This window comes from Psychrobacter sp. Ps7 (genome assembly GCF_022129225.1).
Classification (GTDB): domain Bacteria; phylum Pseudomonadota; class Gammaproteobacteria; order Pseudomonadales; family Moraxellaceae; genus Psychrobacter; species Psychrobacter immobilis_A.
In genome coordinates, this window is record NZ_JADQAH010000004.1 from 90632 (window position 1) to 106927 (window position 16296).

The window sequence follows — 16296 nt, forward strand, 5'->3', positions numbered from 1 at the left end:
AATTTGGATGGGCGTTTTTTCAGCAGTAGCGATTATATTTAAATCACTATCAATCGTCTAATAAATCCATACGCTTTGCCGCTTCATAAATACCTGTTGAGCGGTTGCCAGTACGGCAAAAGATCAGCATTGGCTGTTCAGCTTGATTAAAGAAATCAGCAAATTCTTCGACATGGTTTTGATTAAGCTCACTACCAGCGAAAGACACTTCTTTATAAGCAAGACCTGCTTTTTTAGCAGCAGCTTCAATCTCGGCGCTAGTCGGCTGGTTTAGTTCTTCACCATCTGGACGGTTGTTAATAATGGTTTTAAAACCATTTTCAGCAATCATAGGTACTTGATCAGGGGTAATTTGTCCGGTAATACTAATTTGATGGCTCATAAGAGCTCCTTTTTATTTTTTAGCGTAAAAACGAAACTTTTGCGCTTGGATTAAAATATTTCAATAAGGTATAGCGGTTTTTACAACAAACCTTGCATCAATGCGCTTTGATACAACAATTTAGCACGTGCACCTGTCCCGCAAAACATCAATATCGGTTTAGGCATCGAGCGATAAAACGCCGCAAATTGCTCGACAGTCGCCATGCTCAAGCGCTCATCATCAAAGGGTAAATGATGATAAGTAAGGTTGGCTTTTGCCGTCGCACTGGTAAAGTCGCCGCTATTGGGCTGCGTTTCTGTCTCGGCATCAGGACGAATATTGAGCACGGAGCGGTAGCCAAGCTCAGCAATCTTGGTGCATTGGCTTGGATAAATTTGCTTATAAATGGTTAAATTATCGGTCATAAGTAGCTTCGGTCGCGTATATTAAAAGACGTTTGGATGTATAGTATTGTAGCTAAGCGCCATTTTATAAAGGCTGTGCTTTAGGTATCTCTTCTAAAGGCTGTATTTTTTAGGGGCTTATACCAATTTAGCATAACACAGCTTTTATCATATCTATATTTTGTCACAGCATAATAATAATTATGCTTGATTGAGCAACATATGTCTCACAGACCGATTAGATAGCTTTTAGCGCATTTACCGCATCCATCGTGCTTAAATAAACTTGACCTGAGAGGGTGGTAATGACTGGAGTATGCTCGATGATGTCCATTACTGGCCCTTTAATAAAGCTAAAGTTTAAATGTTTGTTTTGGTTCAACAGCTCTTGATTAAGACTGATAAGCATCTCTTGTCCGGTCAAGTCAATGTGATTGACCGCTGACATAATAAGAATAATCTCATGCGCTTCTGGATATTGCTGAGTGGCTTGTATGACCCTGCGATGGACGGATTCACTGTTGCCAAAAAATAAGCTCTCATCGATACGCAGCATCAATAAATTGCTAAAGGTCACCACATCGTGACGGTTTATATTGCGAAAATGCCCTGTGCCAGCTAGCTGACCAACAACGGCGACGTGCGGTTTACTCGATTGCCAAATGAGGCTAGCAAACGACACCATCAAACCAATCACCAAGCCAGTATTTAATCCAAATATCAGCACACCAACGAATGCCGCCAAAAAGCTGGCCGCATCTAGGCGGTCGCGTTGCCATGCCGACTTCAAGGTTGCCATATCAATGAGACCGATGATCGATGCCATGATGGTTGCACCCAATAAAGCGTAGGGCAGTGGTGCGAGTACATTGCCAAAAGCGATTAAAGCAGCAATCATGACCAGCACAGTTACTAAACTTGCCACTGGTGTTTTGGCCCCTGAGTCGGCATTGATAGCGGTGCGCGAAAAGCCGCCAGCGACGGTAAAGCTTTGAAAAAAGCCACCTGCCATATTGGCAAGCCCCAGTCCAGTCAGCTCGCTATTGGCGTTAAAAGCCTCACCGCGCAGGCGTGCATAGTTGCTGGCGACGGAGCTGCTAGAGACAAAGATAATCAATGCCATCAAACCTGCACTAGGTAATAGATTCAGTGCTTCATCGAAGTCTGGTACATAGGGCAGGGTAAAGGTTGGTAAGCCTTGTGGAATATTCCCAATCGTGGCCACGCCGTTCGTTGTCCAGTTTAAGCTTATGCTCAAAACAATCGCAATACCGAGCAAAATAAGCGGAAACAGTCGCTCAGCCCATTTGGCATAAGACGCTGATAACCAAGATTTCCATAGCCATTTGCTACCGTAGCGATTGGCCACCAACAGTGCAAAAGCAATGACGCCAATAACTAAGGTTAGCGGATGTAGCTGGCGTGCATACATTTGCATACTTGATAGATAACCGATTAAGTTATTTCCCGCAATAGGAATCGCGGTCAGATATTTAAGCTGACTGATAAAAATTAATACGGCTGCACCACTGATAAAGCCTGCTGAAACGCCGCGACTGATAAACTGCATAATCCAGCCAAGCTTGAGCCGCCCTGCTAGCCATAACATTGTACCAACCATCAATGACAGCAAACTTGCCATCAATATATACTGCTGAGAGCCCTCTGTAGCATAAGGATGTAGGCTGCTGGCTGTCATAATCGCTGTAATAGCGACAGGCCCTACTGCTTGCACATTACTCGAGCCTATCCATGCATAGACCAGCACGGGAACGATGGCCGCGTAGAGTCCATAGACGGGTGGTAATCCTGCCAATACCGCATAACCTAAGCTTTGCGGAATGACGAGCACCCCAACCACCAACCCAGCAACAACGTCAGTTGGCAAGGCAGACAGCTGGTACTGACGCAACCAAGCAGGAATCAGACGAGCGGCGATAGAAGGCATAGCAATATGTCATCACAATATATAGTCAATCCTATATAAATCAGATCCGGTGTCAGGCTCGCTTAGTCTACTATTGGTAGTACTTTCGCTCGCCTTCCTAGTATCTAAACTATATTGAACCGACTATAGTAGAAAAAATTGAATAAAAGAAAAGGTTAAATACAGCCAAGCGCTAAATTCATAAAGCTATGCTGAAAAATGATGCTAACAAGTGATGCTAAAAACTCAAGCCAACAAACTAGCTGTCAGTTTTGGCACAAAAGCGTTCATACAACAAATGTAACACCGCCAAGGCATCGTCGCTGGCAATACTATAATAAATTTGCTTGCCTTCGCGGCGGGTCGTCACCAGCGCATCTTTGCGTAAAATACCAAGCTGCTGTGACAAGCTTGGCTGACCAACACCGACTAAGCTTTCAAGCTCGCTGACGCAATATTCTCCTTGAGTCAACTGACATAAGAGTAATAAGCGATCCGGATGTGAAAGCGACTTTAATAGTTGGCTGGCTTGCATGGACGCTTGCTGCATTTGCTCAGCAAGGTCTTTAGGTGCAAAGTCTGCTACGCTAGATGACGCATCATCAATGCTAGTAGTCGAGGTGCTCAATGCTGAAGTAGAAGTAGTCAGAGCAAGCTCCTTATATAAGACATAATAAAAAATTTAGGATTAATAGCTAAGATAAGATTAATTATCAATGATATTGCCACGGATAGCAAGTTATCATTATTTACATTATATAAATTGATAAAATGTTAAATCGTTGCTATATTGGCATGCATCGTTGATAAATATGTGGCGGTCAATACGATAAGCTGAAGCCGGTGCATATTATACTGAACAATTTATCAAAAAATAAAATATTCATCTAAAAGCAAAGAGGTAGCCATGCAAGTTCATTCATTCTTACATAGCGACACAGAAACTTATACTCACGTACTCGCGGACGTTCAACAACAAGTCTGTGCCATCATCGATCCCGTATTGGATTTTGATGCTAAGTCAGGGCGTACTAGTACTACTAGCGTCGATGAAGTGATTGAGTTCGTCCGCGAGCATGGTTGGGAGCTGGTTTACATCATAGAGACTCATGCGCATGCCGACCATATATCCGCCGCGATACATGTCAAAGACACACTTGGCGGGCAGTTGGTAATCGGTCAACATATCACCGAAGTGCAAAAAGTATTTAAGCAAATATTCAACTTTGATACCAGTTTTCGCACCGATGCCAGCCAGTTCGATATTCTAACGGATGAGGGCGATATTTTGGCGCTTGGCAATATTACTATTACGGTCATGTATGTACCAGGTCATACGCCCGCAGATATGGCCTATATTGCTACTGATGATGAAAAGACCGTAGTCTTTGTTGGTGATACTTTATTTGCTCCTGATGTCGGGACGGCTCGCTGTGACTTTCCAGGTGGGGATGCCAAGACGCTGTACCACTCAATCAAGAAGCTCCTTGCGCTCCCTGAAGATACGATAATATATCTGTGCCATGATTATCCAAGCAAGGGTCGCCAGCACTGTCCAACCACGACTGTCGCTGCACAAAAACTGGGCAATATTCATGTCAAAGATGGCATCAATGAAGCAGAGTTTGTGCAAATGCGTGAGCGCCGCGATGCCACTCTTGATATGCCGCGTCTCATTATTCCATCGGTACAAGTAAACATCGATGCAGGTCATTTCCCAGAGCCAGAAGACAATGGTACCCGTTATCTAAAAGTACCGATTAATGTACTTGGGCAATAAGACAGATATCAGGATAAGTAGACATCAGAAGAAGCAAACATTATAAACATGCATCACGTTACGTAAGCACAATACGAGTATAAGCAAGCCATCATAATGCTAGTCTTTACCGTAAACACATGGCTATATTACCCCTCTACCATTAAGCCTTCACACTTAAGGATTGAACCATGGAAATTAATATCGGCAGTACTGAGCGTTTACTACGTATTATCGCGGGTGTCGTGATTATCGGCTTGGGTTTGTATTTTCAAAGCTGGTGGGGCGTGATTGGCTTAGTGCCTTTACTCACAGGACTCTTCCGCTTTTGTCCTTTGTATAAAATGCTTGGGATGAATACCTGCAAGCGTTAAACAGTCGCTAAATTTATTGTCATAAATACATAATCAGGCATGGGTATTGGATACTTTGATTGACCAATACCCATGCTACTTGCATAGGAGTCTTATAATGAGTGAGCAAAACTCTCATCTGGTCTGCCCACATTGTCAGGCAACCAACCGCATACCAGCAGCCAAACTTAGTGCTGCGCCAAATTGCGGCAAATGTGGTCAGCCGTTATTAACGGGGAGTCCTCATGAACTAAACGCTCAAACGGTTCGTAAAGTCATTCAAAAAAATGAGGTCTTGACCATCGTTGATTTTTGGGCGAGTTGGTGTCAGCCGTGTCTCATGATGGCACCGCAGTTCAAAGCCGCAGCGGCTCAACTGCCACAAGTAGTCTTTGCCAAAATACAAACCGATAAATATGAGCAAGCGGCGGCACCTTATAATATTCGCAGTTTGCCAACCATGGTGGCTTTTAAAAATGGTAGAGAGATAGCACGGCAGTCAGGTGCTTTACCTAGCGATCAAATTGTTCAGTGGGTACAAAGCTTACGTTCTTGAGTTTTAACGAATTATGATTATGAAAAAAGCCAGTATGCTTATTGCATGCTGGCTTTTTTCATAATAAATACTATCTAAAGTCATCGAAGAGTTGAGCAGTTAAACCTCACTTATCAAACTTAACTTATTAAATGTAATCTATTAAACATAACCTATCACGCATTACTCGCCATAAATCTTAACACCATTGGCAAAGCTACAACGCTGAATGCGGGCGGATTGAATGATGGCATCACGCTCGCCATAGAGCCGTGATAATTTTGCATCGCGCGCCTTGGTATTGTTGCTTTTGCCCACGCCAAAACTGATATTAGGGGAGATGCCCCAACGTCCCGCAGAAACCCCAACCCCGACACCTGAGGCGGATAAAGTTGATTGCTCATTGCGCGCCGCGTCGACATAGCGATTGACGCGGGCATATTCTTGACTAAGGGCTTGGCAATCGTAACTTTGATACGTGCTTGGCGGCACATATTGTGGCGTGACATTGCCCGTCGAGGCACAGCCTGAGAGACCAAAAATGCCAGCTGTCGCCAGTAGTGTCGCTGCAGTAAGAGTTTTCATAGTGGCTCCATTAGGCTAGGTTGAGGCGATTGTATTTATGTAAGATAGCAAAAATAATGGGATTAAGATATTGAAAATATAGCACTTATTAAATATTTTCAATACTAGTAATATAAGTATTTGTGCAATAAAAATGTCATATGTTTATTAAAATAAGTTACCAGGTTTAGCAAAGGCTAGTACCACAATGCCCACATACGCCGCTCCAGCAATAAGAATACCGGTCTTTCTTTGGCTAGATGTGGCGTTATTATTAAACGCTTTAATACTGGCACTGATAGCCGCAACGAGTAAGATTACTTTTGCAAATACCCATTGTATGGGTGCATTGGCACTCATCAGCTGCATTAGCATGACTGCCCCTGACACAATAATGAGGGCATAGAGAATGTGCGAAGAGATTTTAACCACGCGTGGCGCTTGCTTGTTTGAGCTTAATACCAAATAGCTCTGATATAAAAACAGGGCAATGAGCAATACAGCCATGAGCATGTGTAGATGTTTCATGAGATATTATTTCCTTTAAAGGTGCAGTTTCAGCGCTTACTGGTTACATATAATTATGGTATGGAAAACACTATCTTCGCAATAGTTCGTTATTAGCCCTTGTTTTGTCCAGCACATAACGGACTATCAGGGCTTTGACCTTGCCATTCTACTGGGGTATAAGCATGAATCGCTAAAGCATGGATTTGACCGCCTTGCGAGGTTAATAAGGAGTTTGCCAGTCCATATACAAGCTGATGGCGTGCGACCAATCTTTTGGCTTCAAAAGCATCACTAACAATCGTAAGCTTAAAATGGCTTTCTTTACCATCAAAATAACCAGAATGATTCATTGACTCATTCAACAATTCTATATGTTGCGGCTGCAACGCTTGTAGCTCAGCATTGAGGGCATCAGCGGTCGGTGTTTTACTCATAATGATCTTTCCATATATTTTGCCTAATAGTACTTGGCGGTATCATACTTAGCAATTTGTGAATTGCAAATAATGCCCATTATAGCAAACGCTATTAGCGGTAAAGTCTGCTATTAAGTGGCATGTGCCTGTAAGCGATTAAACTTTTGAGCTATCCTGCTTTTAAAAAATATAGCAATGAAAGATATTCTTTTTAACATACTGTCTTTAATGACGATACATAATAGCTGGTCATGGCAAGTAGCGGTATCTGTTAGCTATCAGCATAAAAAAGCAGAGCACAATTGATAGCCTGTACTCTGCTTTTATAAGTAACAATCATTATAAGTAACAGCCATTTACTCAAAGCATGAAATCTAACAATCTCGTTAGCGGCGCGCTTTTTGATAAAGCGGCATCACTTTAGGCATTAACGATTGCAATTGAGCAATACGATTGCTGCTGGTCGGGTGAGTGCTTAAGAACTGTGGTGGCTCACCTTGGCTTGCGCTTTGCATTTTCTGCCATAAGGTAACCGCTGCTTGCGGATTATAGCCAGCACGTGCCATTAACTCTAAACCAATTTGATCGGCTTCAGCTTCTTGTGTGCGACTGTGCGGACGGCTCAGTCCCAAATCCCCAGCAACGTTTGCTAGTTCAGCTTGACCTTGCGACAGTCCAAAGATGCTGGCCGCTACACCGATACCAGTCTGCGTGGCATATTGGCGTGAGAGACGTTCACGTGAGTGCTCACGCAGCGCATGTGACATCTCATGACCCATAATAGCCGCAATCTCGTCATCGGTGAGATTCAGGCGGTCAATGATACCCGAGTAAAACATGATTTTGCCACCCGGCACCACAAAGGCATTCAGCTCATTAGATTTGATCGTATGCACTTCCCATTGCCATTTCGCCGCATCTGGACGGTAGACGCCGACCTGACCGACCAAACGATTAGCGATGTTCTTTAAGCGATTAAGCTGAGCCTTATTGGTATCTAACACGCCGCGCGCTTTTGCTTCTTGCAACGTTTTGGCATAACTCTGTGCAGACAGCTGCAAAACTTGCTCACTAGAAACCAGTAATAGCTGCTGACGGTCAACGCCAACGGCCCCAGTACTGGTGGTGCTGGTACAGCCTGTCAGGGCTAGTGCCGACAATGAAGCGGCCATCACGGTGCTGGTCAGTAATTTTTTCATAATAAACATCCTCGCTGTAAATGATAAAAAGTAAAATAGAACAAAGTGGCGGTTAATAACAAAGCGGTTGTCGTTAAAGTGATTATCGTTGAAACAATTGTCGTTCAAATGACTCGTATTAAATTTTTTTGTGGAATAAAGAGTTAAAGCAGCAAGTAAGGCAATTTTTTATTAATGTTCTACCTATGCTTGCCACGCGACCTCAACAGTAAAATTTTACCCGAACTGTCATTAGGCATAAGTATAATAATGTTACTAAGGCAAAACCAATGCAGGAAAAGTAACAATACAGCGTAGGATTGTAAGTGAGAGGGACGTTTACACCAACAAATCTATTTTTCGCGACTAACGTCTATAAACTTGATAGGCGGCATAAATCTCAGTCAAAAAATAGTCTCATAGGCAATGAGATACTACCTACAAGGATAGAGCTTTAGATTTCTAACATTATTGTGAAAAATAACTGATATTATTTTAAATAAATAATTATCGATAAATCAATTATTTATGATAATTACATCAATAAATAGCGAGTTAAAGACATAATATTGGAAATAAACGTTAAAAATAAGGTTGACAGTACTAGAATATCTGATAGAATAGCCAGCCTATCGAGACGGAGTTGTTTTTAACAACACTACAATTCGATATTCAGCGGGAATAGCTCAGTGGTAGAGCATAACCTTGCCAAGGTTGGGGTCGAGAGTTCGAATCTCTTTTCCCGCTCCAAATATGGCTTGAAAAAGCATCAAAGCCTCACTTTATCGTGAGGCTTTTTTTTGTCCTAATTTTAAGGGTTGTCATTGTTTCTTGAGAATATTTCGATGACATTCTAAGTTACTATCGACGGAATTCACGACATAGATTACTAAAAGTTGTAGCGTCAAAACTAAGTTACAAAAGGTGGTCAATTTGACACATTAGGCTCAGTTCAATCATGCATAATTATATAGATCGTTTAAACGAATATAACAACAAATAATCCATCTATAAACATGATGATAATAAGGAATAATTATGCAAGAATTCAAACATAGAGCATTTAATGAATTGTTTGATCTGTCAGGAAAAACCGCAATTGTGACGGGTGGTGCAAATGGTATTGGTAAAGCAACGGCGTTACGTCTAGCACAAGCTGGGGCAAATATCGCTATCGCTGATTTAAAACTAGAAGATGCAAAGGCTGCGGTCAAGGATATCGAAGTGTATGGTGTCAAAGGCTTGGCAGTCGAATGTAATATCTTGAAAGATGAAGATTTGGTCGCTATGGTAGACAAGGTAGTCGCTGAATTTGGCACGGTCAATATTTTAATCAATAATGCTGGTGGCGGCGGCGGTGGTCGTGAAAACCCAGCCACAGCATCGGTCGATGATATTCGCCGTGATTTTGAGTTGAATGTTTTTAGTGGCTGGCGCTTGTCTCAATTATGCGTGCCACACATGAAAGCGTCGGGTTATGGCTCGATTGTATTTACCACTTCGATGTCGAGTATCAATAAAAGCCCGAACATGAGTGGTTATGCGGGATCAAAAGCGGCTGTCAATCATATGGTGGCGAACTTGGCACATGATTTTGGCCCTGAGGTACGTGTCAATGCGGTTGGCCCTGGTGCCACGCGTACTGATGCCTTAAAAACCGTGCTAACACCAGAAATCGAAAAGAAAATGCTAGAACATACGCCGATTCAACGTTTGGGTGAAGCCGATGATATCGCTGGTGCTATGCTGTATTTTGCCGCACCACTATCTGAGTGGGTCAGTGGTCAAACCATATTTGTGAATGGCGGCGGTGTGCAAACCTTAGACTAAGCTTATCTGCATATGAAAGTATTTAAACCATGATGTTAAAGCTATAGTAAATAGTAAAAAACCCGCTATGAAAAGCGTCATTCAACGTATAGTTGGGTGACGCTTTTATCGTTTTAGGCCTATGTTTTATGATAAAGATGCTGGCGCATTGATAGGATATATCTTTCAATTGACTGAATGTGCTCAATTAATGAGTATTCAAGTAACTCAAGTTATTCAAAGCAAATATGAGCGACCTCATTGCAAAAAGTTTGCTTGCCATTCTTAAAGCCTGCGATGGCTTGTGAATTAATTCTAATCGCTTCTACCGCGTCTTTCGCTTCTAATATGACTAGGGTAGCCGGTGCTCGTACTTTAATCTCCGTTTGCCGTGACAAAAGCTTCGCTGCATTTTTGCTAATCATATCGAATACCTCCGCTATCTGCTCATCTTTTGCTAATTGAGTGATATTGGCATACATATTTGCCATTCTAATCAGTGAGGCATCACCGTAAGGCGTGAAAGCATTTAAAATATTATTACTAGAAATAGTCGTATTGATGCCCATTGCTAATAGCTCATTGGCGTTGACCATGCCTCTAGGAATGAGCGCCTCGTAATCACGTCCATTCAAAAATATGTCGGTGGCTGGTAACACCGTCAAGGTAATGTCAGCGAATTTCAGTAACGCAGCCATTTCTATACGTTTGTCTTTGTCCATCGCTGACAGTTTAGTCACATGACCAATAGACACGCGACCTTGATAATGGCGCTTGATGGTTTCTTCAACCAATTTTGGAATGCTCGAGCCTTGTGGATCCAGATCAAAATCTAAATGAAAATCAACATCGACGTCAAACTGCTCAGCCAAGTCAAACACCATTTCAATATGCTTGTGAGGATGTTCATCTTTGTATGGACATCCGCCAACCAAATCAGCTCCTTGTGACAATGCCAGTTTTAGTAGCTCATAAGTATGCAGGTCATTGCTCAATCCTGATTGCGCAAAGGCGCAAATCTCTATATCGATGGCAAATGCATAGGTGTCGCGGGCTTTTTTGATGGCATTAAAGGCACGCATCTCTGTTTTTGAATCTGTTTCAACAAAGGTGCGCAGACCAACGGTGCCTTTTTTAATCGCCATCTCAATCACTCGTGAAGCACGATTAAACACATCTACTTCCGTAAAATCCTTTTTAGCCTTACCTGTTTCTTCAACAGCCTCGTTTAAATCACCTTGCTCTATAGTACAGCGATCAAGGATGCAGGCTTTATCAAGGTGAATGTGGCTCTCATAGAATCCTGCACAGACAAAGTAACCTTTAGCATCGTAAATTGCTTTTGGCGCATCATCATGTTCAGTTTTTTCCGAAATGTCGTCAATACTCTCAATATAAGAGCCGTTTATACTGATATTGACCAAGTTTTTATGATTGGGTAATTGGGCATTTTTTATAAGTAAATCGGGCATCGTTTTTCCTTAACTATTTGCTTGGAATGACTCAACGGTTAATGGCATTTTAGTGTCAAGAGTGGGGGTTTTAAACTTTAAATCCGCATGACTATTCGATGTTTTTATTTTTTCCTACCCAACGGTCGTTTTTTGTTCATGAGTGGTTAGGGGCAAGCGTCATCGAGTCTAATATATGGAATATAATGACCACCGCTACGGTATGTAGACTTTGTTTATAAATAGACTATATCGTTTTTACCAAAAAACATACTTAGTTATTGATATTTTATTGTTATAATTATCTTATAAGTTTTGAATTTATATTAAGATATACTAATAATAAAAAGAGTAAATAATAAGCTAAATTTAGCTTCATACCTTGAAACTACGAAGGCATTTCTGTGATGGAATGACTTCATGTAAATACAATCAAATAAACAGGAAAAAGTATGTCAAATATCGATGAGTCGTTACAAGAATTAATGAATCTTGATGGTGCAATGGGTGGCTGTATCGTCGACTACATGTCAGGCATGGTACTTGGTATGGCTGGCGGCGGCGTTGACTTAGAACTTGCAGCAGCAGGTAACTCGCAAGTGGTAAAGGCGAAGGTAGCAACGATGAAATCATTAGATATCAAAGGTGAAATCGAAGATATGTTAATCACCTTGGAATCTCAACTGCACATCATCCGTCCTACAGCCAAGCATGAAGACTTGTTTATTTATTTGGTGCTTGATAAATCAAAAGCCAATCTTGCATTAGCCCGCCGTAAGGTACAAGCCGTAGAAAATAAACTAGAGATATAATTCGGTTGGTCGTGTTCAAAAAATGAGTGATTTATCAAACTCTCCTTGTTGCTTATCGCGCCTTAAATAAGACAAGACTGGCAACAAGGTCAAATTCGCTATGTACGTACTGTACATAGCGAATTATTATTTTATAGGCAGTGGTAACAACTTAACGAGCGTGAGCCGTTTTATCAAGTGGTGGCAAAATGAAGTGTATTGCATACGTCAGTAGAGTGCCAATCAGTGATCGCACTATTCGAATGCCTACTGGGTTATCAGACATCGTTAGCGTCTCTCGCAAGCACAATCCAAAATCGCAAATTACGGGTATCATCTCTTACCGTGACCGTCAGTATCTGCAAGTGCTAGAAGGCCCTTATCTGGAAGTAGACAAGTTAATGAGTAAGATAGCTTCTGATCCTAGACATGAAGATCTTTGGGTGTTTTTGGATGTGCGCGTGATCAAACGCAGCTTTCATAATTGGGCTGTGAGCGTGTTTGATTTTGTGGATCAAGGCAACTTTTTTAATGCGTTCATTGAGAATAATAGCGCTGTGTTAAACAGCTTTAATGAGTCTCAACAAAGACGTATTCAACCGTTTATTGATATAAAAAAATCTGATACGGTGCCTGAAAGGTATTATGAAGGTAAGGATTTAAGATTGCTGGCATGGCCTGATCTCAACAATGAAAGCCAGCCGCAGATGATTATGAACCTGTGTATCAAATTGACTAAAAAGCCTTATTCGTTTAATGCACTAGCGGACAGTGGTGAGTTTGGCAGCCATCATCAAGTCACACAGATTATCAGAGAGTTCGATCGTTTAGGTTTATTGAGCGTCACAGAGGCAGCACCGATACATGAGCAAACCGTAAATGAGAAAAAGCCTAACAAATTTTATGGTGCGATCAAAAAATTCTTAGGAATGAGGTAAAAAATTGAATTATCAGAAGCTAGCAATCATTGGTGAAGTAGGTGCTGGAAAAACTCGGTTGGTCAAGACATTAAGCGAGATAAGCCCCATCGAAACAGAAGCAAAATCTAGTATTGATATCGGTAAAGAGTACACGACGGTCGGCATCGATTATGGGCGCATCACTCTGTCTGACGATATGGCGCTAGGTATTTACGGTGTGCCAGGTCAAGAGCGGTTTTCTTTTTTATGGGAGTTTGTCAATCAGTCGCTATGGGGATTGCTCATTTTGATTAGATATGGCGAGACACCCGATTATGCCAATTTAGATAAGCTATTACACTTTTTTGCGCCAGAAAAAAATCAGACCACGTGTATCATTGGTATCACTCATTGCGAAGATGCTGACAAAGATAGCCTTTCAGCACTGGGACAAGAAATAAGAGTGATGTTGATGCAGCATAACGTGGTGGCACCTGTGCTGCATACAGATCCTAGAAACAGAGAGTCCGCCGTGTCTCTGTTGTCATTATTTAATACCCTTAATAATCAAGACTAATGCCAGATATGACTATGTTAAAAGAAAAATTAGACGAAAAATCACCAGCAAAAATAGCGTTATTAAGCCATATGAAAGCATTGTGTGACGCCAATAGAGAAGTCATATTGGTTAGCTTATGCACCACAGATGGCTTTCCCATTAGTTGCTTTTCGATCAGTGAATTGAGCAATCAAACGGACAAGTTTGCGGCGATGAGTAGCACACTATCAGCGCTGAGCGATTCATCCGCGAGTCAAATGAAGCAGGGCAAGTGCGACATCACTATTGTCGAAGCCACTGCTGGAAATATGCTATTTGTCAAAACTGACTATATCGGTAAGCCGTGTGTATTGACCGTGGTAGCGCAGAATAAGATGGCACTAGCAGAAGCAAGATATAAGACCAAAAAACTGATTGGTGCCATTTCTGCTATCACTGAGTAAGGCGCATAAGTAACTAAGATTGCTGGATTCGGTAGGGCTATAAGCGATAATTCGACTATGATAGACATGTGATGTTATTCGCGTGATCAAATATCGACCTTGTATAAAGGTAATGCATTGACCTTTGACGGCCATATCTACCAAAAACTCAGCATTAGCGGTATTAATTTTGGCATGGATCCTGTGCTTATGCTTTCTGACTTCTTCATCGGTCAGCTTTAGGTTGCTGGTTGTGCCAAAACCATCTTGTAAAAATTCATGATTTCTCAAATCTGCTAGCGTCTCAAGTAATTCCATTCTGCTCAGATAATCGGGACTGGCACAGAGCGAATAACGAGTCAGCGCCAGCCGTTTTGTTTGGTCGCTGGAATCTTGCAGCTCTTAATGCGAATGACGATCTCATACCCTTCTTCGATCAAATCAACGTGTCGATCAGAAAAATCCAACTCAACGTTTAGGACGGGACAGCCAGTGCTGTATCTATCGGTGATGGCGCGTAATGAAGAATTTCTACAGTACATTGCGTAGAGGCTTATCGCGTATTAACTATCGGGCGAATAGGCTGAATTTATGCTGTTGGCTCTATTCTAAAATGAATGGTTCGATTTTGAAGTAAAAGGTTCTGCTGTGGCTATTTGACGCTATATTTACAGTGTTATTGTTCTGAAATCTAGAGTAATTAATTACAGTCAATAAATTTTTTTGATAGCTTATTTTTCATAACTTGTTCTTTGATAGCTTAATATACAAAGCACCACTTAACGGATTGTTGAGCGGTGCTTTTTTAGGTACTAATTCTCACGATACTGAGCTTAAAGATACTGAGTTTAAAGATACTAAGCTTAAAGATACTATCAAGGATAAATAGTTAGGCTTGGCTTTTTTTACGACCTATCAAGCTATTAGCTACCCATGCTGGACCAATCAATAAGAATTGTAAGTCTTCAAAAAACGAGGGTTTTTTGCCTTCAATTTTATGACCGATGAACTGTCCAATCCAAGCAACCACAAAAACAGCTGCCCAAACCTTAAAGCCCCATGGTAATAATGCCATTACTGACAAACAAATAAGAATAAACATCCCCATTGCCAAGAATAACGGCGTGGATAGACGCATATAAAATAACAATACCAACGCGCTAAGTACCAAGGTAAACCAAACTGATAGCGACATGCCCATGCCTAACAGGCTGACAAATATAGTAGGAACGCATAGCCAATGGATCTTCTTATTGACTAGGTTTTGATGACTGACAGAATATTCACTAAGCCATTGCTCAAGTGTGCGTTTAGACAGGCGTTTTTGCTGAGTACGAGACATACTAACCTCCATGTTAGTAGATGAATTGAAAAATCTCTCCTATCAGTTGTAGCACTAATTGAACCAGTCCACCACATTATCTGATAGACGGCACAGTCAAAACCTATAACGTTATCAACATGTTTGCCAATATCTGCGAGCTCTTTGATTTTATTCTTTTGAGATATCAGCGCTTATGACCATACAAGATAACCGTTAACCTTGTTCACTGCGCTGCCATTCATACAAACCAATAAAAGCGTTTATTTGATATATCATGGTTTGAATGGCAAAAATGTAATTGCCCGACATTAGATTGACGATAAGCCAGACAAAGTTAACGATAATCCATAACCACCAGTTAAATGAATAGCGCAAAATCATCGCGGCTTGTGCAGTAATGGAGAGGACAAAAGCAATGACGTTGATCCAAAAGAAGGAGATAAATCCTAGGAATTTACTATTATCATCCTCAACCACTGCATAGCCATAGCTGGCCAGTAAATCATTCACCGTGGGGAAAAGTGCGAGACCAATAATAATAAAGGCGGCGGTAATCAACCAAACTGCTTTGCTCGCCGCCTTTGGTATCATGTCGCCATCAGGATCGGTATGTTTTGACCAATAAAAAATACCGTAGACATGGGTGAAAAAGTTAAAGAGCGGCGCGAGCATCAAACCGACTGCACCAGACGTCGCCTGCACGACGACTTCTCCCGCAGTCGCTGCCATTCCCAACCCGTTGCCCATGACGTTTTTGCGAAATGATAGCGAAACCACACAGACCAAACCAACGAAAGACACGCTCAAATAAAACATATCAAGCGTGGTGTGTTCTGTCGTGAGCCAAAAACCTGTGGATAATGCTATCACCCCGCAAATGAACCAAGTGACAATCCATTGCATCGCCCACTTTCCAGTAATATTATCTAATAGCTGAATACGCATAAAGCCTTTTTCCTTAAAGTATTAAAACTACAATGGGTGCTTATTTTATTTTTTAGTATCATATTATTTTTGTATTATCGCCATCG

At 41.6% G+C, this 16296-nt stretch carries 20 protein-coding genes and 1 tRNA gene; 9 read left to right on the forward strand and 12 right to left on the reverse strand.

The genetic code is table 11. The features are described 5' to 3' along the window. Positions 1–49: 49 nt before the first annotated feature. The 4 genes from I3257_RS02725 to I3257_RS02740 form a co-directional block, all read right to left on the reverse strand. Positions 50–382 (reverse strand): TIGR01244 family sulfur transferase, encoded by a 333-nt coding sequence (locus I3257_RS02725; protein ID WP_198330184.1) that lies wholly within the window; start codon positions 380–382, stop codon positions 50–52. 80 nt (positions 383–462) lie between these two features. Beyond that, a complete protein-coding gene (locus I3257_RS02730) occupies positions 463–789 on the reverse strand; it encodes a sulfur transferase domain-containing protein (protein WP_060491797.1) in 327 nt (108 codons plus the stop codon). 217 nt (positions 790–1006) lie between these two features. Continuing rightward, complete coding sequence (locus I3257_RS02735; RefSeq protein WP_238048745.1) at positions 1007–2716, reverse strand: SulP family inorganic anion transporter; 1710 nt, start codon at positions 2714–2716, stop codon at positions 1007–1009. 238 nt (positions 2717–2954) lie between these two features. Then, positions 2955–3245 carry a metalloregulator ArsR/SmtB family transcription factor gene (locus I3257_RS02740; RefSeq protein WP_045444611.1) on the reverse strand — a complete coding sequence of 97 codons (291 nt, stop codon included), beginning with the start codon at positions 3243–3245 and terminating at the stop codon, positions 2955–2957. Positions 3246–3602: 357 nt separating this feature from the next. Here I3257_RS02740 and I3257_RS02745 point away from each other — a divergent pair, with 357 nt between their 5' ends. The 3 genes from I3257_RS02745 (at position 3603) to trxC (ending at position 5363) form a co-directional block, all read left to right on the forward strand. Beyond that, on the forward strand, positions 3603–4475 hold the full coding sequence (locus I3257_RS02745; protein WP_201560498.1) for an MBL fold metallo-hydrolase: 873 nt from the start codon (positions 3603–3605) through the stop codon (positions 4473–4475). A gap of 170 nt (positions 4476–4645) precedes the next feature. Beyond that, positions 4646–4828: a DUF2892 domain-containing protein gene (locus tag I3257_RS02750; protein WP_045444095.1), complete on the forward strand. Its 183-nt coding sequence runs from the start codon at positions 4646–4648 to the stop codon at positions 4826–4828. Between the two features lie 97 nt (positions 4829–4925). Beyond that, positions 4926–5363, forward strand: a complete 438-nt coding sequence (trxC, locus tag I3257_RS02755; RefSeq protein WP_201560497.1) for a thioredoxin TrxC — start codon at positions 4926–4928, stop codon at positions 5361–5363. A gap of 162 nt (positions 5364–5525) precedes the next feature. Here trxC and I3257_RS02760 read toward each other — a convergent pair whose 3' ends face one another. The 4 genes from I3257_RS02760 to I3257_RS02775 all read right to left on the reverse strand — a co-directional run bounded on the left by I3257_RS02760 (position 5526) and on the right by I3257_RS02775 (position 8031). Further along, a complete protein-coding gene (locus tag I3257_RS02760; protein ID WP_201560496.1) occupies positions 5526–5927 on the reverse strand; it encodes a hypothetical protein in 402 nt (133 codons plus the stop codon). 147 nt (positions 5928–6074) lie between these two features. Further along, positions 6075–6434, reverse strand: a complete 360-nt coding sequence (locus tag I3257_RS02765; RefSeq protein ID WP_060491792.1) for a SirB2 family protein — start codon at positions 6432–6434, stop codon at positions 6075–6077. 92 nt (positions 6435–6526) lie between these two features. Next, positions 6527–6850 (reverse strand): BolA family protein, encoded by a 324-nt coding sequence (locus I3257_RS02770; protein ID WP_201560495.1) that lies wholly within the window; start codon positions 6848–6850, stop codon positions 6527–6529. Positions 6851–7218: 368 nt separating this feature from the next. Beyond that, positions 7219–8031 (reverse strand): M48 family metallopeptidase, encoded by an 813-nt coding sequence (locus I3257_RS02775; protein ID WP_045453551.1) that lies wholly within the window; start codon positions 8029–8031, stop codon positions 7219–7221. A gap of 654 nt (positions 8032–8685) precedes the next feature. Here I3257_RS02775 and I3257_RS02780 point away from each other — a divergent pair. Beyond that, positions 8686–8760 (forward strand) — tRNA-Gly (locus I3257_RS02780). A 288-nt stretch (positions 8761–9048) separates the two neighbouring features. Then, complete coding sequence (locus I3257_RS02785; protein WP_193007180.1) at positions 9049–9840, forward strand: glucose 1-dehydrogenase; 792 nt, start codon at positions 9049–9051, stop codon at positions 9838–9840. 212 nt (positions 9841–10052) lie between these two features. Here I3257_RS02785 and I3257_RS02790 read toward each other — a convergent pair whose 3' ends face one another. Then, positions 10053–11291, reverse strand: a complete 1239-nt coding sequence (locus tag I3257_RS02790) for an amidohydrolase family protein (protein WP_238048746.1) — start codon at positions 11289–11291, stop codon at positions 10053–10055. Between the two features lie 431 nt (positions 11292–11722). Between I3257_RS02790 and I3257_RS02795 the strand changes: the two genes are divergently transcribed. From I3257_RS02795 to I3257_RS02810, 4 genes are all read left to right on the forward strand, one after another. Then, on the forward strand, positions 11723–12082 hold the full coding sequence (locus I3257_RS02795) for a hypothetical protein (protein ID WP_109591771.1): 360 nt from the start codon (positions 11723–11725) through the stop codon (positions 12080–12082). Between the two features lie 188 nt (positions 12083–12270). After that, a complete protein-coding gene (locus tag I3257_RS02800) occupies positions 12271–12999 on the forward strand; it encodes a BLUF domain-containing protein (RefSeq protein ID WP_238048747.1) in 729 nt (242 codons plus the stop codon). A 4-nt stretch (positions 13000–13003) separates the two neighbouring features. Continuing rightward, on the forward strand, positions 13004–13537 hold the full coding sequence (locus I3257_RS02805) for a hypothetical protein (protein ID WP_060491787.1): 534 nt from the start codon (positions 13004–13006) through the stop codon (positions 13535–13537). Positions 13538–13545: 8 nt separating this feature from the next. Then, complete coding sequence (locus tag I3257_RS02810) at positions 13546–13962, forward strand: hypothetical protein (protein WP_157292423.1); 417 nt, start codon at positions 13546–13548, stop codon at positions 13960–13962. A gap of 338 nt (positions 13963–14300) precedes the next feature. On the opposite strand, the gene I3257_RS02815 is transcribed toward I3257_RS02810, so the two are convergent. The 3 genes from I3257_RS02815 to pnuC all read right to left on the reverse strand — a co-directional run bounded on the left by I3257_RS02815 (position 14301) and on the right by pnuC (position 16210). Next, positions 14301–14483: a hypothetical protein gene (locus I3257_RS02815; RefSeq protein WP_157292421.1), complete on the reverse strand. Its 183-nt coding sequence runs from the start codon at positions 14481–14483 to the stop codon at positions 14301–14303. Between the two features lie 347 nt (positions 14484–14830). Then, complete coding sequence (locus I3257_RS02820) at positions 14831–15283, reverse strand: Mpo1-like protein (RefSeq protein WP_055124739.1); 453 nt, start codon at positions 15281–15283, stop codon at positions 14831–14833. A 195-nt stretch (positions 15284–15478) separates the two neighbouring features. Then, positions 15479–16210 carry a nicotinamide riboside transporter PnuC gene (gene pnuC, locus I3257_RS02825; protein WP_238048748.1) on the reverse strand — a complete coding sequence of 244 codons (732 nt, stop codon included), beginning with the start codon at positions 16208–16210 and terminating at the stop codon, positions 15479–15481. Positions 16211–16296: the final 86 nt, after the last annotated feature.